Annotated in this window: 17 protein-coding genes, 1 tRNA gene and 1 pseudogene; 9 read left to right on the top strand and 10 right to left on the bottom strand. The window is 58.1% G+C overall.

From position 1 onward, the window contains the following. Window positions 1-147: 147 nt before the first annotated feature. From F3J45_RS02315 to F3J45_RS02325, 3 genes are read right to left on the bottom strand one after another with little or no spacing between them, the layout of a single operon-like run. A complete protein-coding gene (locus F3J45_RS02315; RefSeq protein ID WP_167056655.1) occupies window positions 148-900 on the bottom strand; it encodes a 2-keto-4-pentenoate hydratase in 753 nt (250 codons plus the stop codon). A gap of 42 nt (window positions 901-942) precedes the next feature. Then, a complete protein-coding gene (locus F3J45_RS02320; protein WP_167056658.1) occupies window positions 943-2,013 on the bottom strand; it encodes an Ldh family oxidoreductase in 1,071 nt (356 codons plus the stop codon). A gap of 53 nt (window positions 2,014-2,066) precedes the next feature. Next, window positions 2,067-3,104: a 2-keto-3-deoxygluconate permease gene (locus tag F3J45_RS02325; RefSeq protein WP_167056661.1), complete on the bottom strand. Its 1,038-nt coding sequence runs from the start codon at window positions 3,102-3,104 to the stop codon at window positions 2,067-2,069. Between the two features lie 426 nt (window positions 3,105-3,530). On the opposite strand from F3J45_RS02325, the gene F3J45_RS02330 reads away from it, so the two are divergent. Beyond that, window positions 3,531-3,785 carry an amidohydrolase gene (locus F3J45_RS02330; protein ID WP_167056664.1) on the top strand — a complete coding sequence of 85 codons (255 nt, stop codon included), beginning with the start codon at window positions 3,531-3,533 and terminating at the stop codon, window positions 3,783-3,785. Window positions 3,786-3,931: 146 nt separating this feature from the next. On the opposite strand, the gene F3J45_RS02335 is transcribed toward F3J45_RS02330, so the two are convergent. The 5 genes from F3J45_RS02335 to F3J45_RS02355 all read right to left on the bottom strand — a co-directional run bounded on the left by F3J45_RS02335 (window position 3,932) and on the right by F3J45_RS02355 (window position 10,301). Further along, on the bottom strand, window positions 3,932-5,242 hold the full coding sequence (locus tag F3J45_RS02335) for an MFS transporter (RefSeq protein WP_167056667.1): 1,311 nt from the start codon (window positions 5,240-5,242) through the stop codon (window positions 3,932-3,934). Between the two features lie 115 nt (window positions 5,243-5,357). Next, window positions 5,358-6,179: a FadR/GntR family transcriptional regulator gene (locus tag F3J45_RS02340; RefSeq protein ID WP_205300352.1), complete on the bottom strand. Its 822-nt coding sequence runs from the start codon at window positions 6,177-6,179 to the stop codon at window positions 5,358-5,360. A 16-nt stretch (window positions 6,180-6,195) separates the two neighbouring features. Next, window positions 6,196-7,476 (bottom strand): MFS transporter, encoded by a 1,281-nt coding sequence (locus F3J45_RS02345; RefSeq protein WP_167056670.1) that lies wholly within the window; start codon window positions 7,474-7,476, stop codon window positions 6,196-6,198. A gap of 70 nt (window positions 7,477-7,546) precedes the next feature. After that, the gene (locus F3J45_RS02350; protein ID WP_167056674.1) at window positions 7,547-8,494 is read right to left on the bottom strand and encodes a hypothetical protein; all 948 of its coding nucleotides are present in this window, start codon (window positions 8,492-8,494) and stop codon (window positions 7,547-7,549) included. A 67-nt stretch (window positions 8,495-8,561) separates the two neighbouring features. Continuing rightward, window positions 8,562-10,301, bottom strand: coding sequence for an IlvD/Edd family dehydratase (locus F3J45_RS02355; RefSeq protein WP_167056677.1), 1,740 nt, complete (start codon window positions 10,299-10,301; stop codon window positions 8,562-8,564). Between the two features lie 155 nt (window positions 10,302-10,456). On the opposite strand from F3J45_RS02355, the gene araD1 reads away from it, so the two are divergent. The 4 genes from araD1 (at window position 10,457) to F3J45_RS02375 (ending at window position 15,884) form a co-directional block, all read left to right on the top strand. After that, on the top strand, window positions 10,457-11,446 hold the full coding sequence (gene araD1 / locus F3J45_RS02360) for an AraD1 family protein (RefSeq protein WP_167056680.1): 990 nt from the start codon (window positions 10,457-10,459) through the stop codon (window positions 11,444-11,446). Between the two features lie 108 nt (window positions 11,447-11,554). Beyond that, window positions 11,555-12,826 carry an OprD family porin gene (locus tag F3J45_RS02365; protein WP_167056682.1) on the top strand — a complete coding sequence of 424 codons (1,272 nt, stop codon included), beginning with the start codon at window positions 11,555-11,557 and terminating at the stop codon, window positions 12,824-12,826. Window positions 12,827-12,882: 56 nt separating this feature from the next. Beyond that, the gene (locus tag F3J45_RS02370; protein WP_167056685.1) at window positions 12,883-14,466 is read left to right on the top strand and encodes an aldehyde dehydrogenase (NADP(+)); all 1,584 of its coding nucleotides are present in this window, start codon (window positions 12,883-12,885) and stop codon (window positions 14,464-14,466) included. A 107-nt stretch (window positions 14,467-14,573) separates the two neighbouring features. Next, window positions 14,574-15,884, top strand: coding sequence for an MFS transporter (locus F3J45_RS02375; protein ID WP_167056690.1), 1,311 nt, complete (start codon window positions 14,574-14,576; stop codon window positions 15,882-15,884). 21 nt (window positions 15,885-15,905) lie between these two features. Here F3J45_RS02375 and F3J45_RS02380 read toward each other — a convergent pair whose 3' ends face one another. Continuing rightward, the gene (locus F3J45_RS02380; protein WP_167056694.1) at window positions 15,906-16,826 is read right to left on the bottom strand and encodes a LysR family transcriptional regulator; all 921 of its coding nucleotides are present in this window, start codon (window positions 16,824-16,826) and stop codon (window positions 15,906-15,908) included. Between the two features lie 138 nt (window positions 16,827-16,964). On the opposite strand from F3J45_RS02380, the gene F3J45_RS02385 reads away from it, so the two are divergent. Beyond that, the gene (locus F3J45_RS02385) at window positions 16,965-18,323 is read left to right on the top strand and encodes an amidohydrolase family protein (protein ID WP_370526179.1); all 1,359 of its coding nucleotides are present in this window, start codon (window positions 16,965-16,967) and stop codon (window positions 18,321-18,323) included. A 230-nt stretch (window positions 18,324-18,553) separates the two neighbouring features. Then, window positions 18,554-19,395 (top strand): annotated as a pseudogene (locus F3J45_RS02390) (IS5 family transposase); the annotation flags it as partial. Window positions 19,396-19,588: 193 nt separating this feature from the next. Here F3J45_RS02390 and F3J45_RS02395 read toward each other — a convergent pair. Continuing rightward, a tRNA-Ser gene (locus tag F3J45_RS02395) sits at window positions 19,589-19,676 on the bottom strand. Between the two features lie 123 nt (window positions 19,677-19,799). On the opposite strand from F3J45_RS02395, the gene F3J45_RS02400 reads away from it, so the two are divergent. Beyond that, on the top strand, window positions 19,800-20,471 hold the full coding sequence (locus F3J45_RS02400) for a Bax inhibitor-1/YccA family protein (RefSeq protein ID WP_167056698.1): 672 nt from the start codon (window positions 19,800-19,802) through the stop codon (window positions 20,469-20,471). Window positions 20,472-20,958: 487 nt separating this feature from the next. Next, window positions 20,959-22,338 carry a nucleobase:cation symporter-2 family protein gene (locus F3J45_RS02405; protein ID WP_167056701.1) on the top strand — a complete coding sequence of 460 codons (1,380 nt, stop codon included), beginning with the start codon at window positions 20,959-20,961 and terminating at the stop codon, window positions 22,336-22,338. Window positions 22,339-22,401: the final 63 nt, after the last annotated feature.

The following is a 22,401-nucleotide window of genomic DNA, read 5'->3' on the forward strand; positions in this document are numbered from 1 at the left end:
TTCTTCAGGGATGGGGATTCCACAGATGAATCCGATCATATGAAGTGCCTGCCCGCACGAAAATGGCCGGCAGCCTTGCCCACACTCCGAAAGCGACGGCGTTCCAGATAATGAGACACATGCTTGTAATTGCCAGGGCTTGCGCGTTCAGCTGAGTGTTAACTCCACAGGCGGTAGGCCCTGGAACTGCCCCCGATAAACGGCGGGGGATTCCAGCGCCTGCAGTCCTGTGTAGGACCCTGTCGTTACCAACCATTCAGGCAGGAAATCCAGGCCGTTGCACGTATGGTGATTGACCAGCCACGGCAGTAGTAACCGTGGGTCGCCTGCCGGATTGCCTATTTTTTCCGGGCACACGGAGCGCCCGCCAGCGGTTAGGGTAGCCGTGGGTGCCTGGAAATCGAACGCTCGGTCATAGGCGATGAAATCGCCCACGATCAAGCGCCCGTGATTGAGCAGGTCGGCAAGTTGCAAGAGCGCGGGCACGCTTGGCCAGCCTTCCAGCCGGCTGGTCACCAACTCGAAGGTGGCAGCCATCGACTGCAGGTTGGCTTCGACCTCTTCGAATGTATACGGCACAGTCCGAGCGCTGAATGCCTGCTTGAAGCGAAAGGCAATTTCCATTTCCAGGCCAAGATAATTGAACGCGTTCAGATGGACCTGCGCACCCGTGGGTAGCAGCCAACTGCCTGGCAGCACACTTCCTTGCGCCAGGCCGGCCGTGGGCGTAGGTCCTACTTTCCAGCCGCCCGGGCTTTGCTGCAATTGCTCCAAAACCTGCAACTGCATTTCATACGCTTGCTCGCGGGTTTGCGGATGCTGTTCCTGCGCAAGCACCAAGGGCCTGTCTGGCTCTTGCATGGCTAGGCAGACCTGTTTGCTGAATGACATCGGTGACATTAACGATCACTCCTGACGGAAGGCTCAAGGACCCGCTCGGTTTCAACGCAAGGGTTCGGGAAGGGCGATACGCGCAGCGGCCGCACGGGCAGGCCAACTGGCAATTACAGAGAACTCGAGCAGCAGCCCCTCACGCAACTGGGTCTCGCGTTGGATGAGGCCCCGCTCTCCGGGCAGTCTGACGGGCTGTTGCTCATGCACCGGCGGACACGCCTTGCACGACTCCTGCAGCCACTGCGTCTGCCGCAAGAACGCTTCCGTGCCAGCGAATGCTTGTGGATCGTAAACTTGCAACAACACGCTACTGGCACCGAATCCCTCGGCAGGATCTGCACGGCCATGGCCACCCAAACCGGTGGTTAGGGCCTCTATCATGAGCGAAAGGCCATACCCTTTGTGCCCGGCGTCCATGCCACCCAATGGCAGGATGGTCCCCCCCTGCCCGATGGCAGCTGGATCTTTGCTGGGTTGCCCCGCAGCGTCCAGCAGCCATGGCCAGGGCAGCTCCCTGCCCTGCTGCTGACAGCGGTTGACATAGCTGTTGGACGTAACCGACGTCGACACATCGATGAGCACGGCGCTGTCGCGGGTCGGGAAACCGATTGCAATGGGGTTGGGCGATAACACGCCCTGCCGCCCTCCGAACGGTGCCACGCTGGCAGATGAGGGCCCGGAAGCCTGAATCTCAAGGATGAAGCCTTGATCTGTGGCTTCCTTTAGATAGGCTGCCAAGCATGCGATGTGGTGACTGCGACGGATAGCCAGGGTCGCAGTGCCGTACTCCCGGGCCCGCTCGATGCACTGCCCCAGAGCGCGCTTCATCAACCATGGCCCAGGCAGTCGGCGGCCATCCCAGGTGCTCACCGCGCCCTTGTCGGCAATTACCGCAGGCTCTCCCTGCAGCGTCATGCTGCCACTTTCGATTTCGCGCAGGTAAGGTTCGAGCAAAGCCAGGCCGTGGGTTCGGTGTCCAAGCAGTTCACCTTCCAGCAATACATTGGCCAAGGCTGCGGCTTTTTCCTCATCAGCCCCGTAATGCGTGAACAGGGCCTTGGCGAATTGCTCGACATCGCTTGCCAGGTAGCGGTGATGGACGTTCTTATCGTTGTGCATGTACATCTCCTTTGCAATCGGGGCGTCGAGCAACGCCCCTCGGTCATGAGAACTTATGACAGGCCCCTGCCACTGGCTGACGGCGCTGGCGCCCCGCTGGGAGGTGCAACCCGCTGGCGTGTCCGAGCCCGTTTACGCGCGCGGCCGAGCAACCAGGCAGCGACAGTTGGCGCAAGTAAGGCAGTTACCAATGCGCTCGCCGCAACTTGGGCCGTTGCCACACCGACATACGGATTCAGAGCAGGGTCGATGGCCGCGAGGATTGCCGGGTTGGCAATGGCGTTACCGCTGGTAGTGCCGGCAGCGAAGCCGATTGCACTGTCCTCGCCCCGCTTGAGCAGGAATCGATAACCGGCATAGACGAGCGTGCCGGTCACAGCGACCACTGCGATGCCCAAACCGATACCTGTCAGGCCGCCCTTGAGGATATCGAACAGGTCAATACGGATGCCCAGGCCAAAGGCGATGAAGGGGATGGTTACATTGGCGACGGGCTCCATGACCGTTCGCCATTTGCAATCGAGATTGCCCACCAAAACGCCGAGGGCAACAGGGAACAGGGCCGCCAGCATGGTATCCAGAGGGATCACCGCGAAACCTGCGGCGCCGATCAGTACCATCGAAAAGAACGGGCCGTCATTCAATACGCTGGCGATGTACGCGCCCTGATCGCGACGGTCGCCATATTTGCCGGCAAACGCAACCCATACGCCACCATTGTTGTTGTCCATGGCAGCCAGCAATGCAATCAGGGATATACCGAAAATACCGTCCAGGCCGCAGAAGTAGCCTAGCCCGATCACCAGCAGGCCCGGGATGATCGACTTGCATGTCAGGAGCACACCGGTGGTGCTGGCGACCTGTCCCAGAGTCCTGACCGTCAGTTGCATGCCGGTCGCGAACAACAGCAGACCCATCAGCGGCAATGCACCGTCGCGAAACAGCGCAGAGGTGAAGCTGCCGGCGTCGAGCACCGTCGGGCAAAAAGTGCCGAAGATCGAGCCAATGATCATTGGCACTATCATCAAGCCGCCCGGGATTTTTTCCATTGCACCGTACAGCGAGCGGTGACTTTTCGAGTCATCGAGCATGGGGGAGCCTCCATTGTTGTTTTTGTAGAGCTCATGCCAGCAGCGCTAATGCCTAGCACTGCTATGGCACCGAAAACGCCAAGAGACCATAAAGTACTATTTTCTACAAATCAACAACGAATTTATTGGATTTTTTAGAGATTTAAGGCCAGATAGTATTACTTATTGCGACTGCAGGCGGGTTGAGATTTGCATACCGAACACTCACACATCAGGCGTAGAACGCTGTGAGTGCCCTCTTGCGTGCGACTGGCAAAGTGCGAGTCAGGGCTATTCCGCCCTGTTCAGTGCCAGTACCGGATTGCTGCTGGCCAGTGTTTTGAGTGTCGAGGATCTGGAAAGCTGGGGCTGGCGGCTACCCTTCATGCATGCTCATCAGTGTTCGGACCGATACCCCCGCAGACGCAGGCAAAGATCAATCAGCGTATGGAAGCCATCGTCCGAGGGGATGAAACATTGTTCGATGTGGTTATTGAGCTGCAATTCACACCGCTGGCGCCGGCACTCGTAAATGATGAAGTGCAAGCACGCGTCGTCCAGCAGAGCCTTGCGCCCCTCTTTGGCGAAGGCCTGCTGACGCACACGCCGAAGGTCATGGGCGCCGAGGATTTCGCCTGCTTGGCAACGGCGAAGGTGAATATCAATGCCGTCGTGATCAACTACCTGCTCGAGCTTAACTGAGCAGGTCTCAACGTCACCGGCGATGACAACCTCAACACGGCAACGCCCCCTCCACGTGGACGCGGGTAAAAACCGCGGGAGGGGGCAGCCAGTTTGACCAAAATTCACCTGATGCTCGTGCGCGGTAACGCGCACAGACACATCGATTATACTTTTGCTTGATCGCCAGTGGCTTGCTCAACCGCTCCCGAGGACCGCTCCAGGCAAAAATAGACAACCGCCGTTAGCAGCAAGCCACCTACCATCACCGCCGACAGGAAATACAAGCCCGAGGCGATACTCCCCGTGTATTCCTTCAACGCACCAATACCGAATGGGCCCAGATATCCGCCAAGATTACCAACAGAGTTGATCAGAGCGATGCCAGCAGCGGCACTTGCGCCGACCAGGAACCGACCCGGGAGGACCCAGAACAAGGCGGCGATGGAGAACAAGCAAAAGGCCACGACCGATAACGCCGCCAGCTGGAGCATTGGAGAGGCGAACCAGGCGCTGAGAAACATGCTGATCGCGCCCATTGAATAGAGAACAGTTAGATGGCCGTAGCGGTCCTTCAGCTTGTCGGCGCTGCGAGGCACGATGAGCAGGCCCAGAATGCCAAACAGGTAGGGCACCGATGACATGAACCCGGTGGCAAGGTCGCTTGCACCGAATGCTTTTAGAATCGTCGGTAGCCAGAGTCCCAGACCGTAGATACTCAATGTGATCGGCAGGAAATAGGCCGCAAGGGTCAGCACGCGCCGGTCTTTCAGCGCATGCAGCGGATTACCATGTCGGGTCTGAGCGTAAAGTGTTTCGTCCTTTTTCAATTCACCGCTCAGCCAATTCTTTTCATCCTCGGATAGCCAACTCACCTGCCGTGCATTGTCTGGCAGGAAGCGTAGTGTCGGCCAGGTCAAAAGCACCGCAGGCGCCCCGATCATCAGGAACAGCCACTGCCAGCCGTGCAGGTCACCCACCCCTTCCATTCCGAGCAGCGCCCCAGCCAGTGGGCCTGTCACAACCATGGCAACCGGTTGAGACAGCATGAATAAACCAACAACTTTGCCTCGGTTGCGGATTGGGTACCACTGGGTGAGGTAATACAGTACTCCGGGAAAGAATCCAGCCTCGGCCGCCCCAAGGAGAAAACGGAGGAAATAAAAACTGTACGGCCCACTGATCAGCGCCATCGCCATGGTAATAGCGCCCCAGGTTAGCAGGATTCGAGCAAACCAACGGCGCGCACCAAATCGGTCAAGCAAGAGATTACTAGGCACTTCGAAAAGGAAGTAGCCGATAAAGAACAAACCTGCTCCCAGGCCATAGGCTGCATCGCCGATACCTACATCAGCCCCCATATGAAGCTTGGCAAAACCAACGGCAGAACGGTCTATATAAGCAACCACATACAGCAGTACAAGAAAGGGTATGAGTTTGAGGGTGATTTTTCGCGTAACGCGGGCCTCGTCGATCACTGAGTGCTCCTTATTATTGTCTGGCTGTGGGCCATGAGCATGTGCACCCATCGGCTGAGCGCCGTGGGTGTCGATAAGTATTTATGGCTAGCGCGTCAGCGCGCTGCCCAAATAATCAGAGGGTGGTGAGTTTGTTGCTCACGAGTTCTTTGGCTTCTTCAGTGTCATCCAGCTGAAGGAGAGATGCCTGCCTGGCAGCGGCGGGATCCCGACTTTCAATGGCAGTCAGAATCGCTTTATGCCTGGGCAGGCTGTGCGAGCTGACGTTGGGCCGCTGAACCGTCAGCTCGATGGATTCACGCAGCGCCACGGACAACATGTCCGAAAGGTGAACCAGGAAGAAGTTATGCGTCGCCTTGGCAATAGCGCGATGAAAGTCCAGGTCTGGCACCAGAAACTCGGTACGGTCCTTTGCCTTTTCCATTCGCTCGTACGCGTCCTTGATCACCGCGATGTCCGCCGCTTCTGCTCGCGAAGCGGCAAGAGCAGCCATGGCAGGTTCAAAGATGCGTCGTACCGTTGTCAGGGCTTCGAAGAACTGGGATTGCGGGGTGCACTCGACAAGCCAACACAGCACTTCCGGGTCCATCACATGCCAGTTTTCTCGCGCCTTCACAACCGTCCCCAGCCCTGGCCTGGAATACACCAGCCCCTTGGCGGTCAGCACCTTGAAAGATTCGCGCAAGACAGTTCGACTCACACCCAGCGTCTCCATGAGCTCGCTTTCATGCGGGAGCTTTTCACCTTCCTTGAAATGCCCGCCGATGATCTGCAATCCGAGCGTCTGCACGATATCAGACGGCCGACTTTTACCGACTTGTTTGGAGGGGGCATCCATCTTCACTGGCTTCCGAAGCTCGCTGGAGGCCGCATGATACCACTGACCATGCCCGCCACGCTCACCAGGTGCCACCGCGTTGAATGTTTGGTCTTCCATCACCTGCCCCCTCCCCTTACTCGGCTACGGGATGCCCTGGATGCTCGACCGATGCCTCGGTGTCAGAGCGCACGAACATCAGCACGGCACATGCCCCCAAGACCGCGATTATACCTGCCAGAACAAACGCACTGGTGTAGGAACCTGTCCATTGGACAATGAACCCGGTCACAACCGGCCCGATGACGCCCGCGATGTTCGCCAGGGCATGAACAAAGCCCCCCACACCACCAATCCTGGTTTTAGGTACCACTGCCTGGAGGATCGTCCAGTATGTCGTGGCGGTCATGTACAAGAGGAAGATGCCCAAGCTCGTGAGCGCAACGCCCAGGACAAACGACGGGACAATGCCAGCAAACATAATCGCGATGGCCGAACTCCCCAAAAAGCTGATCAGCACGATCTTGCGGCTGAAAAGCAGCCTTCCGGTGCGCCGGTAGATCCAGTCGGAGAACATGCCGCCGCCCAACATGCCAATGAATGCGCAAGTCCATGGGATCGCCATTACCCATCCCATCGACTTCAGATCGAGGCCGTGAACGGAAGTCAGGTAGCTTGGGTACCATGACAGGAAGAAATACAGCGTGTAGTTCAACCCGAAGAATGCGAAGGCCGTTGCTAATACGCGCGGTTGTTTCAGGTAACTGCGCAGCGGCTGGGCACTCGACAAAAGCTCGCTAGGCTGATCGATCTCGATTTCTTTAAGCTCTTGCTCAGTGACTCGGGCGTCATCGCGTGGCGTGTTTCGCGACATGTAGAGCCAGAAAATCAGCCAAACGATGCCAAGGATCGCAACGGCCACGAACGCTGGGCGCCAGCCCATGTAGAAGATCATAAGGCCGATGACCGGGCCAGCGATGGCCCCGCCGACAGGTGTCCCCGCATTGGCTACCGCAAGCGCTGACGCTGCTTCCTTGCGAGGGAACCAGTTCGATACGAACTTACTTGTGCAGGAGGTAAATGGCCCTTCTCCCATACCGAACAGGATACGCACCAGGATCAGCGAAGCGAAGCCGACAGCGGCTGCCGTGAAGCCGCAGGCTACCGACCAGAAGAGCATAGCTACTGCAAAAACCCGCCATGGACCGAAACGATCTGATGCCCAGCCACCCACGAAGCAGAAAAGGGTATAACCAATGAAGAAGCTGCTGAACACGATGCCCATTTCAGAGGGCGTGAAGCCGAATTCCTTTACAACCAAGGGTGCTGCGATAGGCAGCGCATTTCGGTCGATGAAGTTGATGATGCCAGCGAAGAACAATAAAACGACACCCAGCCAGCGACGTTTGATAGCCATGATTCTTCCTCGATTATTATCATTGTGGGAAGTAGAGGTTTGAGGCCCCCTGATGCAGGGGGGCCGTATATCAGTCTGCGAAGCTGAAGCCGACGGTGCGCGAGTAGTAATACAAGCCTGAGTCCTGAACAACGAAACTTCGCATCAATGTATTGCCGCGATTGTGATGGGAGTGAACCGCATTGGGCGGGGTCACCATCGCGCCGGCGGGCTTCCATTGCACTTGGGTGCCATCGATCATCGAATGAACGTCTTCGCAATCCAGGGCCAACGTGATAGCGGCCGCGTTGTGACGGTGCGGTCGCTGATCTGAGTGGGGGCTCAGCGTATTCATGTTCGTGGTGATGAAAGGTGTGGTAGTGCGCAGCAATTCCATCTGCCGATTAGTGAATACTACCGCCTTGCTCACCTCATCGGCCGCCTGGCTGCGAGCGTAGGCTTTGTCCATGTTGTCGTTGATCTCATCAAGCCGATAATGCGTCGGCTTAACGATGGCCTTCTCTCGGCTGGCAGGCTGCGCGCCTGAGTACGCCAGGATAGGCGCATCGCAGGCCATGAACAGCAAGGCGTTGCCACTGGTGGCGCGGTGCGTGAGCAGTTGGCCCGCGCTGAAAATGAAAACGTCGCCCTCACTCCACTCGAAACTGGCATGTCCGTCCGTACTGACACCGGTGCCGGAAATGACGATGTAGATTTCCGACGTTGCGCAGACTTGAGTTTGCAAGGGGGCAGTCCCTTGCAGCTTCACGTAACGAGCCAGCAGATTAGGCGTTGTGGCCGGGTAGTTCAGATGCAGATGCTCACCGAGATCCAGGTCGATGACCTCGCTGCCTCCCTCTTGGAATAGCGCGCGCTGACGCTCTGCTTCGAAGAGGTGAATCGGCACCTGTGGCTGCTTGTAATTGAACGGGTTGGTCGGGACGTAGTAGATCCCTTCCCCGCTGGCAGCATCCTGGTTTCGGGCACTGTTGAGCTCTACGCTTTGGGTCGGCAGTGGTCGCTGGTTCTGACTGCTCATTTCTCTACACCTTTAATGTTTTTGTGAATAGGCGATAGAACGGGCCGATGCGCATCGGCCCCTGAATTCAATGGGAGTGGCGCGCCACTTCCGAGCCACGGCAACCGACGAGGAAATCGAAATCGCAGCCCTGGTCGGCCTGAAGCACGTGGTTGATATAAAGGTGGCGATAGCCGCCTGCGATGAGCGGCAGCGTCGGTGGGGCGATATCGAGCAACCGCTGTTGCAGTTCGACGTCACTGATATCCAGGTGCAAACGGCCGCTGGCGCAATCGAGTTCGATCATGTCGCCATTTCGCACCGCCGCAAGTGGCCCACCCGCCGCCGCTTCCGGAGCGACATGCAGCACCACGGTGCCATAGGCAGTACCACTCATGCGGGCATCGGAGATGCGCACCATATCGGTGATGCCCTTAGCCAGAATCTTCGGAGGCAAGCCCATGTTCCCGACCTCCGCCATGCCCGGGAAGCCCTTGGGTCCTGCATTTTTCAAAACCAGAACACAGGTCTCATCGACATCCAGATCAGGATCGTTGATCCGTGCACGGTAATCATCGAAGGTTTCGAATACGACCGCACGACCTCGGTGCTGCATCAGCGAAGGTGTTGCGGCGGAAGGCTTGAGCACTGCACCTTGCGGAGCGAGGTTACCGCGCAAAATGCACATGCCACCATCCTCACACAGAGGGCGTTCGATCGGGCGGATGACTTCGTCGTCACCATAGATCGGTGAATTTCGGCAGTTCTCACTGATCGACTTGCCGTTGGCAGTCAGCGCGTTCGGGTTGGGCAGCCGGCCAGCCTCATCGAGGCGGCGAATCACTGCGGGCAGACCACCCGCATAGTAGAACTCTTCCATCAGGAAGCGGCCCGAGGGCTGGAGATCGACGATGGTGGGCGTACCACGACCGACGCGGGTCCAATCGTCCAGTTGAAGGTCGACGCCAATTCGACCTGCGATGGCTTTAAGGTGGATCACCGCATTGGTCGAGCCGCCGATTGCAGCGTTCACGCGAATGGCGTTCTCGAAGGCTTCTTTGGTCAGGATCTTGGACAAGCGCAGATCCTCCAGGGCCATGTCGACAATCCGCATGCCGGATAGGTGGGCCAGTACATAACGACGCGCATCCACAGCAGGGATTGCCGCGTTATGGGGCAAGGAAGTGCCCAGCGCCTCCGCCATACAGGCCATGGTCGAGGCTGTACCCATGGTATTACAGGTACCTGCCGAGCGGGACATTCCTGCCTCAGCGGCCAAAAACTCATCCAGGCTGATTTCACCCGCTTTCACCTGCTCGGACATCTGCCAAACGCTGGTTCCGGCGCCGATGTCGCGGCCCTTGTGCTTGCCATTGAGCATAGGGCCGCCAGTGACCACGATGGCGGGGACATCGCAGCTCGCGGCCCCCATCAGCAATGCTGGGGTCGTCTTGTCGCAGCCGGTCAGCAGGACGACGGCATCGACCGGGTTTCCGCGGATCGCCTCTTCCACATCCATGCTGGTCAGGTTGCGGGTGAACATCGCGGTCGGCCGCAGGTTCGATTCACCGGTGGAGTGAACGGGAAACTCGACAGGGAAACCACCCGCCTCCCACACACCACGCTTCACATGATCGGCCAGCTTGCGGAAATGAGCGTTGCAAGGCGTCAGTTCCGAGAAGGTGTTGCAGATGCCGATTACCGGCTTGCCTTGGAACTCGTGCTCAGGAAAACCCTGATTTTTCATCCAGCTACGGTACATGAAACCGTTCTTGTCATTCGCGCCGAACCAGGCTTCCGAGCGAAGGGGACGTTTTTGTTCTGTCATGGCTGCTCACTCCGAGTTAGTAGTACTAACTTTGATTTTTTGGCGATCCTACCCCCAAAAAAGCTAACAAGGAAGCCCTTGCCAAAAAGAAAGTACTATTTTATCGTCCAGCCATACCTCCACTGGGGAGGGATGACAACAACAAGGAGCCCCTCATGCGGCTGATCCAGTTCGAGCAGGAAAATGGCAAGCGTCAGGTTGGTGTAGTCGAAGGCGCCACAGTGACGGTCGTACGCGGTGTGGAGACGACTTGGGAGCTCGCCCGCCAGGCAATCAACCAGAGGAAAACGCTGAGTGCTTTGATTGCAGAGCTCGGCCTGGAGAGCGAACACGACTACACGAAGCTGCTGGCAGACAAGCGCGTCCTTGCCCCGCTAGACCACCCCGATCCCGCCCACTGCCTGATCACTGGCACCGGCCTTACACACCTCGGCAGCGCTGCGGCCCGGGATAAAATGCACCAGCAGACCGAGCAAACCGAAGAAGCGCTCACCGATACGATGAAAATGTTCAAGTGGGGTGTTGCCGGCGGCAAGCCCCAAGAGGGCCAGATCGGCGTTCAGCCCGAATGGTTCTACAAGGGCGACGGCCAGACCGTCGTTCGTCCAGGCACAGCGCTGGACTATCCTGACTTCGCTGAAGACGGCGGAGATGAACCTGAGATCTGTGGCCTGTATGTCATTGGCGAGGACGGTAAGCCCTATCGCCTGGGCTATTGCCTGGGTAACGAGTATTCCGACCATGTGATGGAGCGCAGGAACTACCTGTACCTCTCTCATTCCAAATTGCGCCAGTGTTCCTATGGCCCCGAATTGCGTCTGGGACAGTTGCCTTCTCACCTCAAAGGCATGAGCCGCGTTCGACGGGGCGGCGAGGTTATCTGGGAGCGCGAGTTCCTGTCAGGCGAAGACAATATGTGCCACACCATTGCCAACCTGGAACACCACCACTTTAAATATCGCCAGTTCCTGAGGCCTGGCGATGTCCATGTTCACTTCTTCGGCACAGCGACAATATCGTTCGCTGACGGATTGAACTTGCAGCCGGGTGATGAAATGGAAGTCGAGCTTCCGGACTTTGGCGCGCCGCTGAAAAACACGTTGCGCGCCACTCAAAGCGAGCCGGTCAAGATCACTCCGCTTTGATGCATCAATACTTCTAAGTCACTTTAATGCGTGCACTCGGCCATCGCGAGCAATGGCTGAGCGCCTCTGCCTGCTTCGCTGTCACGACATCTCAGGATAAAAATAAAAATGAGTCGCAGCCCAGTTGCTAACAAATGCCTTCCCTGCTTCATCGCTGCGTGCAGTTTGAGCCCTTGGCCAGCCCACGCAGACTTCATTGAAGATTCCAAGGCCAATCTCACACTCAGAAATTTCTACTACAACCACGATTTTCGCGATGCCGCGCCCGGCGCCCAATCGAAAATCGAGGAATGGGCGCAGGGATTCATTTTCCGAGCACAATCTGGCTATACCGAAGGCGTCATCGGTGTTGGCGTTGACGTTTATGCAGGTCTTGGCCTGAAGCTGGATTCCTCCCCGGCGAGGAGTGGCAGTGCCCTGCTCCCTGGGGCCTACACCCGACCAGGCGGGCCTAGAAAAAGCGATCCTGAATCGGCCGACGAATTTTCCGAAGCTACTGCAGCGCTCAAGCTCAAGTATTCAAAAACGGAGCTCACTGCCGGCGGCCTGTTCCCGAAGGTCCCACTGATCGCGTCGAATGACACGCGGCTACTGCCCCAATTTTTTGAAGGCGTCATGCTCGATATCAATGAAATCGACAACCTCAGCCTGAGTGTCGGCCACGTGCGCCAAGCCAACAACCGGGACTCAAGCCATAGGGATGACTTGGTCGTGGGTAACTACACGACGGTCAGCAGCGACAATTTCAACTACCTGGGAGGTGTGTGGAAGGCAACGCCGCAGTTGTCCGTCGGCGCCTGGGGCGGGCGTTTGGAGGACGTTTATGACCAGCACTTGCTGACTGCAACGCATACCTTGAACGCTGACCCGTGGCGGCTGAGCACCACCCTCAACTACCTCGACAGCGGAGAAAGCGGTCAGGCGCTGGCAGGCAATATCGACAGCCGTATGTCATCGGTTTACATGAGCCTCAACCGAGGCATTCATACCGCTAGCATTGGCTATCAATACAACGCTGGCGACAGTGCCTTACCGTTTATTTTCGATACCGATCTGCTCGCAGTACCGAACGCCATCCAAGTTTTACGATTTGACCGCCCGCAGGAACGCTCCTGGCAAGCACGTTACGACATCAACTTTGCTGGCCTGGGTGTCCCTGGGCTGACAGCGTTCGCGCGTTATGTGCATGGGGATAATTTTGAAATAGGCGGAGAAAACGGCAGCGAATGGGAACGCAATATTGATATCAGCTACGTCATCCAGAGCGGGCCGTTGAAAAATCTAGGATTTCGCGCTCGCAACGTAGAGCTGCAGGGAAGTGCAACAGGACGCAGGGATGAAAACCGCTTCATCGTTTCATACACCTTCATGCTCAAGTAAGTGCACGCCTTGCCACATCAAACAATTACTGAAACGCGTTAAGTGGAGAACCTGTCATGACCCAATTATCCGGCCACAATTTCATTGGTGGCGAACGCAGTGCCGAAGGACAGACGCGCTGGAACAGTGTGAACGCATGCACAGGTGAAGACCTTCCGTTCCAGTTTCACGAAGCCACTGAAAAAGAAGTGAATGCTGCAGCTGAAGCCGCCGCCGATGCCTATCCGGCTTTCCGTGCATTGTCCTCAATACGCCGAGCGGAATTTCTCGATGCCATTGCCAGCGAGCTTGAAGAACTGGGCGACGACTTTCTGGATGTGGTGACCAGCGAAACCGCCTTGCCCAGGCCTCGTATCGTCGGTGAGCGGGTGCGCACAGCGAGCCAGTTGCGCCTGTTCGCCACGGTCCTTCGACGTGGTGATTTCTACGGTGCTCGGATCGATCTGGCCCTGCCGGATCGGCAACCGCTGCCGCGCCCGGACATCCGCCAATACAAAATAGGCGTAGGGCCTGTTGCGGTCTTCGGTGCCAGCAACTTCCCCCTGGCCTTTTCCACTGCCGGCGGCGACACCGCCGCAGCCTTGGCAGCAGGGTGCCCGGTCGTGTTCAAAGCGCACCGTGGGCATATGGCCACCTCTGAATATGTGGCTACTGCTGTGATCAAGGCGGCGGAAAAGACCTCGATGCCCAAGGGTGTTTTCAACATGATCTATGGGAGCAGTGTCGGCGCACAGCTGGTCAAGCACCCGGCTATCCAGGCTGTTGGCTTCACCGGCTCGCTGGCTGGAGGTCGCGCCCTCTGTGACATGGCCGCAGCCCGCCCGCAGCCGATCCCTGTGTTTGCCGAAATGAGCAGTATCAACCCAGTCATCATCCTGCCCGCAGCACTGGCGAGCAACGGCGACAAGATTGCCGCTGACCTTGCCGCATCAGTGGCGATGGGCGCAGGCCAGTTCTGCACGAACCCAGGAATGGTGCTGGGAATGGCTGGAGACGACTTCACCGCGTTCGCCAAGAAGCTTGGACAAGCAATCTGCAGCCAACCGTCTCAAACCATGCTTAGCAGTGGCGGCCTGAAGAGCTACCAGGGCGGACTTGATCGCTTGCAGCGCCACAGCGGCGTTACCCATCTGGCGGGCGAACCCGGCGTGGGCAACAGCGCCAATGCCCAATTGTTCCAAGCCGATGCAGCGCTGCTTCTGGACAACGACGCGTTGCTTCAGGAAGAAGTGTTCGGGCCGTGCACCGTCATGGTGGAGGCGAACGGCGTCCCGCAGCTCAAAGCACTGCTGCACGCGTTGCGCGGCCAGTTGACTGCAACGCTGATCGCTGAGGCGCAGGATCAGCCTTTGCTTGAAGCGCTGACGCCAATCCTCGAAACCAAAGTCGGGCGCATCCTTGTGAACGGGTACCCGACCGGTGTCGAGGTATGTGATGCGATGGTTCACGGTGGCCCCTACCCAGCGACTTCAGATGCACGCGGCACATCGGTCGGTACCTTGTCCATCGAGAGGTTCCTGCGTCCGGTCTGCTACCAGAATTATCCTGAATCGCTGCTGCCCGACGCTTTGAAAAACAGTAACCCACTGAAAATAATCCGCTTGGTAAACGGGGAACTGAGCGACCGCCCAACCCACTGAACATTGCATTAGCCAGCGCCGTCGGCGCTGGCTATTGCAAGCGCACATCGGCCTACCTCTACACCTTCGAAAAGGAGATCGAGGCGATTGCTGCCTCGACAGTGACCATGGACCCCAAAAGCAGCCGAATCAGAAAAATTCAAACCATCGCGCTCGTCCTACTGTTCGTCATCGGCATCATCAACTACCTCGATCGCAGCGCCTTATCCATCGCCAACCACGCTATCTCCACTGAGCTTGGGGTGACACCGACCCAGATGGGCATACTGCTGTCAGCCTTCTCCTGGTCCTATGCGCTAGCCCAGCTTCCGATGGGCGCATTGCTGGACAGGTTTGGCGTGAGGCGCACCATGAGCCTCGGTTTGGCACTCTGGTCCGGCGCTCAACTGCTGTGTGGTTTCATCTCAAGCTACGTTCATTTCATATGGCTACGCGTTGTGCTTGGCGCTGGCGAATCCTGCCATTTCCCAGGGGGCGCCAAAGTCATCAGCGAGTGGTTCAACATCAAGAATCGTGGGTTCGGGACGAGTGTATTCACATCAGCCGCGATGTTCGCGCCGGCCATTGCGCCCATCATTCTTACGCTGATCCTGCTGAATTTCGGCTGGCGCGCCATTTTCATTTCTACCGGGATTGCAGGGTTGGTGCTCGCAGTCGTCTTTTATGCGCTATACAGGGATCGAAAAGATGTCACCTTGACGGCTGAGGAGTGCCTTGAGCTGGGGGGCGAAGCGCAGAGCGCGGATCAGGGACAGTTGACTGCGTCAGAATGGAAATCACTCTTGAAGCTCCCGACGACGTGGGGCCTGATTCTGGGCTTCGTGGGCGTGATCTACATGCTCTGGCTGTATCTCAATTGGTTGCCGAGCTACTTCGAACAAGAGCGTGGGCTGAGCCTGGCCCATACGGGCTGGGTAGTAGCCATCCCCTTTCTCTGCGGCGCACTTGGGCTGCTGGCGGTCGGCAAGATATCCGACTATCTGACCAACAGAGGGATGACGCCTGTTGCCAGTCGCAAGTACCCCATCTGCCTGGGGCTGTTGGCCAGCGCGCTTTGCACGGTTCCCGCAGCGTTCACCGACAGTAACACTCATGCCGTGATATTCATCTCCAGTGCCATGTTCTTTCTCAACATTGCCAATGGCGGCGCATGGTCGCTAGTAAGCATCGTTATCCCCTCTCGATTGACTGCATCGCTCGGTAGCTTGATGAATTTTGGTGGCTATCTGGGAGGCTCGATTGCGCCGATCGCTACCGGGGTCATCGTGGAACGAACGGGCTCTTTCACCATGGCATTTATTGTCGCGGCAATAGTTGCCATTGTCGGGTGCTTGATGTTTTTGTTCCTGATCAAGGCACCTGAGCGGTCTCTGTCCTCCGCATCTTCCTCAGCCAGCCTCAGCAACAGCACCCAATAGCCGTGCCCGATCACTGTGCAATCATCCTTCCGGCGAAATGTGTTCCAGATTCACCGCCGGAGGGTCTGGGCGGCGAAGGTTCTCTATCAGATAGTCTGTGAATGCTCGGATGCGCGGTGCCAGGTAGTGCCTGTGCGCATAGACGACATGCAGTGGAGTGGCGGGAGTCTGGAATTGCGGCAACACGTGGCAGAGCTTGCCGGCGCGCAGGTCATCTGCCACATCCCAGATCGATTTCAACGCAATACCATGCCCTTCAAGCGCCATCTGATGGATGACATCGCCATCGTTGGCACAGAAGCTTGGAGTGATGCGCACGACCTCCTCCCCCAGGCGCCAATCCGCGAAAGGCTGCATGCCAATCACCAGGCATCGATGGTTCAGCAAATCCTGCGGGCTTTCAGGTTTCCCGCAGGCACTTATGTAGTTTGGGGAGGCGCAGAGCACCCGATGACTCGGCGCCAGCGAGCGCGATACATAGGATGAATCGTCCAGGGCGCCATAACGGATGGCGACGTCCACACCGCTGTCGACCATATCCAGCACGTGATCGGTAAGGTGCAGCTGGATCCGCAGTTGCGGATGCAGACTGGAAAATTGCGCTAGCAAGGGGGCAATACGACGCCTGCCAAAGGAGACCGGTGCGGTCACCCTGAGCTGCCCCGAGACTGAACTCCCGCTCAAGCGTAAGGTGCGCTCCAATGACTCCAGCTCGTCCAGGATCGACAGCGCCTTTTCATACAATTTCTGTCCTTCCTCGGTGAGCGATTGCCGACGCGTGGTTCGGTGTAGCAGTCGCAGACCGAATATCCCCTCCAGTTGAGCAAGTTTGCGACTGGCTGCAGGCAGCGAAACATGGTGAAGGCGCGCAGCGGCAGACAGTGAACCCGATTCCACCACGGCAACGAAAAATCTCAAGAGTGCCACGTTCTCGAATCGCATCACTGTTACCAAGCAAGTTAACTATTCATTGAAGTCTACGCCAATTATCAATCGGGAAATCAACCCTAGACTCCCCGATACCTGGCTGCGGTGCTTTGGAGCGTCGCACGCTGAATTTTCAGAAAGAGGACCAGCCCAGTGAAATCACGCTTCGCCTTCCTCGTCCTGCTGCTCGGTGCCCTTGGAGAGCCAGTTAACGCCAACGACATCCCCAATGCCATACTGATTCAAGCGGGTCGCGTGATGACCATGGACCCGGCCTTGGGTGACATTGAGAACGGTGAAGTGCTGATTCACGATGGGCGCATCGTCGCCGTCGGCCATAATCTGGATGCCGGCGACGCCCAGGTCATCGATGCCCGAGGTCAAATCGTACTTCCAGGCTTCGTGGACTCTCACAACCACCTCTATGTCACTTTGATGCGTGGCCAATTTCGCAACCAGGCCGGCCAGTTCTTTCCCATCAGCACTCGCTTAGCGGCAGCAATGACGCCCAAAGATACCTACGAAGCCATGCATCTAGGCGCGCTGGAGCTCATTTCTGGCGGTATCACAACTACAGGCGACTTCTTCGACAACGTGCGCACCCCTGCCCACGCTGATGCCGCAATACGGGCACTGCAGCAGTCAGGCTTGCGCGCCATCCTGTTCTACGGTGGACCGGACAAAACCACGCGACACCCTATCGACCTTGACCAGTTCCAGTCTCTGGCACGGGCCCAGACCGCAAGTGAATTGGTTCAGCTCGGTCTCGCCTGGCGCCTGCCGCGTGACCGCAATGATGCCGACAACTGGGCAATGCGTCAGCGAGAGTACGACACGGCTCGTCGACTCGGACTTCCCATTCAGGTGCATGTCAGCGGCGAACCCGGCCCCATGTTAGATGCCCTAATAGCACGCGACTATCTGTACCCAGGCCTTACTGTTGTTCACGCCACAGATGCCAGCGCTACCCAGTTGCTGGCAGTGGAGAAAGCCGGAGCTAGCCTTGCGCTCACGCCGATTAGCGAACACCGTGTAGGCTACGGCGTAACCCCGTTGGCGCGTTTCGCGCCTGTGAAGCGGCAGGGCCTAGGCATCGATGGCAACGCGCTGGCCGGCAGTGCCGACATGTATGCCACACTGCGCCTCGCGGCTTTGACGTGGAGCGGTACCGAGCGCAATGAGCGGGCGCCGGACCCGCGCGCGTTGCTGGAATTGGCGACCCGCGGCGGGGCCGAAGCACTGGGCCTTTCATCTGTGACCGGAACCCTGACACCGGGCAAGCGAGCCGACCTGCAAATCGTGGCCATCGACGCCATCAACCTTGCAGGATACGGCGGTGGAGACCCGGCGGCTTTGCTGGTGTATTCGGCTAGGCCAGAGAACGTCCGCACTGTACTGGTCGATGGTCGAGTGCTGAAGCATCAAGGCGAGCTCGTAGGTATCGACGTCCCAGCGTTGCTGCGCAAGGCCCAGGCATCGGCCAGTCAACTGCTTCAGCGTGCGGTAGACTGAGACAGAAGGACCAGCTGATTAAACGCAGTCTCCATCCTCGATGATTCTTTGAGATTAGTTAGCGCCTACGGCGGTAACGGCGAAGTGGAACACGGGAGGTACCCGGCCTTGGACCCACACTAAGCCTTCAAAGACTAGGCTCTGTCTGAAATCCCAAGAAACTCAAATGTGGCCCTGGAGCAGCTTGGGTCCTGTACAGTCGCCGACCATCTACGGAAAGGAATTCTGTGATGGCAAAGCGGTACGAACTCTCGGATGAAGCGTGGGCAGTAGTCGCCGATCTCTTCACGGCAGCCCACGTTAGGGGCAGGCCCCGCAGCAGTGATCGCTTGATGCTCGATGGTGTGCTCTGGGTGCTCTGCTCAGGAGCAGCCTGGCGAGATATGCCAGAGCGTTTCGGGTCTTGGGCGACGGTCTATCACCGCTTCCGAGTCTGGCGAAATCGCGGAACGTTCGATCAGATGCTCAGACGATTGCACCTCAGACTCAATGACAAAGGCTTGATCGATCCCCGCACCTGGATGATCGATTCGACCGCTGTTAGAGCAACCCGTGCTTCATCTGGAGCGCGGAAAAAGGGGGGGCTGACGAGCCTGCCGATCACGCTCTAGGCCGCAGCCGTGGCGGCCTGACAACCAAAATCCACATGCTCTGCGACGCCAACGGGATACCGTTGCGCTTCCTTCTCTCTGGCGGTCAAGCCAGTGACATCAGCTACGCACAACCACTGTTGGACGAGGTCAGCATTCCATCGAGCCAACGTGGCCGCCCGCGCAAGCGCTGCAAATGGCTGCTCGCCGACAAGGGCTACGACGCCGAAGCGCTACGCCGTTACTGCGACCAATATCGAATGCAACCCGTCATTCCGCTGCGCTCGATGAAGCGCAAGCCCAAGCCTGGCTTACCCAGACTGTTCGACCGGCCCAAATACCGACAGCGCAACATCATCGAACGCATGTTTGGCTGGCTGAAAGAGAACCGTCGAATCGTCACACGCTTCGACAAGCTCGCAATAAGTTATGCCGCGATGGTCTCGCTGGCTTGTGTCATGCGGTGTATGGACGGCTTTTTTCAGACAGAGCCTAGAACGAAAAATGCTCCGTATCTTTCGATACGGAGCATTCTCTTGAAAGGCCGTGCAGATTGCTGGACTTCAGACAGCCTGCTGACGGCCCCTTCGCTTGCCTTCGATCTCCCAATGTTCCCAAAACGTTCCCTTTTGAGGGGTCGCCTAAGGTAAACATCAATGAAATCAGGCATTTGTATGGCGGAAGCGTAGAGATTCGAACTCTAGGATAGTTGCCCATCGACGGTTTTCAAGACCGTTGCCTTAAACCACTCGGCCACGCTTCCAGCTTGTTTTGCGGCGGCCATAATACCGTAATGAAACACGCTGTCAAACTCTCTGTGTCGCGGGTTGCGAGTGCTCTGGTAGACTCCTAGCATCTGAACGTCCAAAACCACAGGAGTGTCGCCATGCGCGAACAGGATTATGCCGTAAACCACGGCCTACAGGCCGAGCAGCAGGAGGTTAGCAAGGTCCTGCGCAACACCTACAGCCTGCTGGCACTCACCCTCGCCTTCAGCGGCGTGATGGCCTTCGTGGCCCAGCAGATGCGCGTCGGCTACCCGAACGTGTTCGTGGTGCTGATCGGTTTCTATGGCCTGTTCTTCCTCACCAACAAACTACGTGATTCGGCCTGGGGCCTGGTGTCCACCTTTGCCCTCACCGGCTTCATGGGCTTTATTCTCGGCCCGATCCTGAACCGTTACCTGGGTATGGCGGGCGGTGCTGAGGTTGTCAGCTCGGCGTTCGCCATGACTGCCCTGGTGTTTGGCGGCCTGTCGGCCTACGTGTTGATCACCCGCAAGGACATGAGCTTCCTGAGCGGCTTCATCACCGCCGGCTTCTTCGTGCTGCTAGGCGCCGTGGTGGCGAGCTTCTTCTTCCAGATCAGCGGGCTGCAGCTGGCGATCAGTGCAGGCTTCGTGCTGTTCTCGTCGGTGTGCATCCTGTTCCAGACCAGCGCCATCATTCATGGCGGTGAGCGGAACTACATCATGGCGACCATCAGCCTGTATGTGTCGATCTACAACCTGTTTGTCAGCCTGCTGCAGCTGTTTGGCATCATGGGCCGTGATGACTGATTTGAATTGATTGAGTGTTTGGGAAAGCCCGCTTCGGCGGGCTTTTCTTTGCGTGTTGAAGAACATGCGGAGAGTTGTGAGGTGCTCGCCTTGAGGGGGCGGCGCCTGTGAGATCGAGCGCCGCCCGCGCGGCGCATCGCGAGCTGTGCTCGCTCCTACGTTTGTTTCGGGCCAGTGAATTGCGCGCGACCGCCTTGGCGCCTGTCTCGTAATTGCGTCGTACAAACAAGGCAGTCACAACGTAGGAGCGAGCGCAGCTCGCGATGCGCCGCACGGGCGGCGCTCGATTTCCGCCCCACCTCATAACCCAAGCCAAGCCCCAGTCAGCCTCGCCCCCTGCTCCCTCCTAAAACACCCTGAAGCTGACTAAAAAGTCAGAAAACAAGGCAATTGATCGCCGATCTTGCCGGTATCGTGCATTCCCCTACCCCAATCCCACTTCTGCCCGTAGAATGCGCTCCTTTTTTCTTCCGGGGCAGCTTCCTAGATGAGCTCACACGAAAACAGCCCAGGCGCGGCGGCGCCTGCCAACGAACTGGTACTTGGCCTTGAAGACAAGCCACGGCTGGTGATCGGCCTGTTGGCAGCGCTGCAGCACCTGCTGGCCATCATCGTGCCGATCGTCACCCCTGGCTTGCTGATCTGCCAGGCCCTGGGTGTTTCGGCCCGTGATACCAACCTGATCGTCTCCATGTCGCTGGTGATTTCCGGTATCGCCACCTTCGTGCAGTGCAAACGCTTCGGGCCCTTCGGCGCCGGGTTGCTGATCGTTCAGGGCACCAGCTTCAACTTCGTCGGCCCGCTGATTGCTGGCGGCGCGTTGATGGTCAAGCAAGGCACGCCAGTTGAAAGCGTGATGGCGGCGATCTTCGGCGTGGTGATTGCAGGTTCCTCCGTGGAAATGGGCGTGTCGCGGATCCTGCCGTTCGTCAAACGCCTGATTACCCCGCTGGTGACCGGCATCGTCGTGCTGATGATCGGCCTGACCCTGATCAAGGTCGGCCTCATCAGCATGGGTGGCGGCTTTGGCGCCATGGCCAACGGCACCTTCGCCAATGGCGAGAACCTGATGCTGTCCGGCGCCGTACTTGCGGTGATCGTGGTGCTCAACCGGGTTCCGGTGGTGTGGATGCGCAGCTGCGCCATCGTCATCGCCCTGGCGGTCGGCTATGCCCTGGCCGCCTACCTGGGCCGCCTGGATTTCACTGGCATGCACCAGGCCGCGCTGTTCCAGGTGCCGACGCCGCTGCATTTTGGCCTGGGTTTCTCCTGGGCACTGTTCATTCCAATGCTGGTGATCTACCTGGTGACCTCGCTGGAAGCCATTGGTGACGTCACCGCCACCAGCAAGGTGTCGCGCCAGCCAGTCGAAGGGCCGGTGTGGATGCAGCGCATCAAGGGCGGTGTGCTGGTCAACGGCGCCAACTCGCTGCTGGCCGGGCTGTTCAACACCTTCCCAAGCTCGATCTTTGCCCAGAACAATGGGGTGATTCAGCTGACCGGTATTGCCAGCCGCCATATCGGTATCTGGATTGCCGTGATGCTGGTGCTGCTGGGGTTGTTCCCGACGGTGGCCGGCGTGATCCAGGCGGTGCCTGAGCCGGTACTGGGCGGCGCGGCCATGGTGATGTTCGGTGCCGTGGCGGCTTCGGGTATCAATATCCTGGCCAGCACGCGGCTCGACCGCCGTGCGTTGCTGATCATTGCCGTGTCGCTGGCCTTGGGGCTGGGTGTGGCGCAGGTGCCGGAGTTCCTGGCGCATATGCCGGCGGCGATTCGCAATGTGCTGGAATCGGGGGTGGCTACCGGTGGTATTTGTGCGCTGGTGCTGAACTGGTTCTTGCCGGTGAGCAAGGAACAGGCTTGACCCGCCAAGCAAGCAAGGCGCTGCGTGGCACCGGCTGCGCCGGTGTTCGCGGGGCGAGCCCGC

This window comes from Pantoea sp. Ap-967 (assembly GCF_011752565.1).
GTDB lineage: Bacteria > Pseudomonadota > Gammaproteobacteria > Pseudomonadales > Pseudomonadaceae > Aquipseudomonas.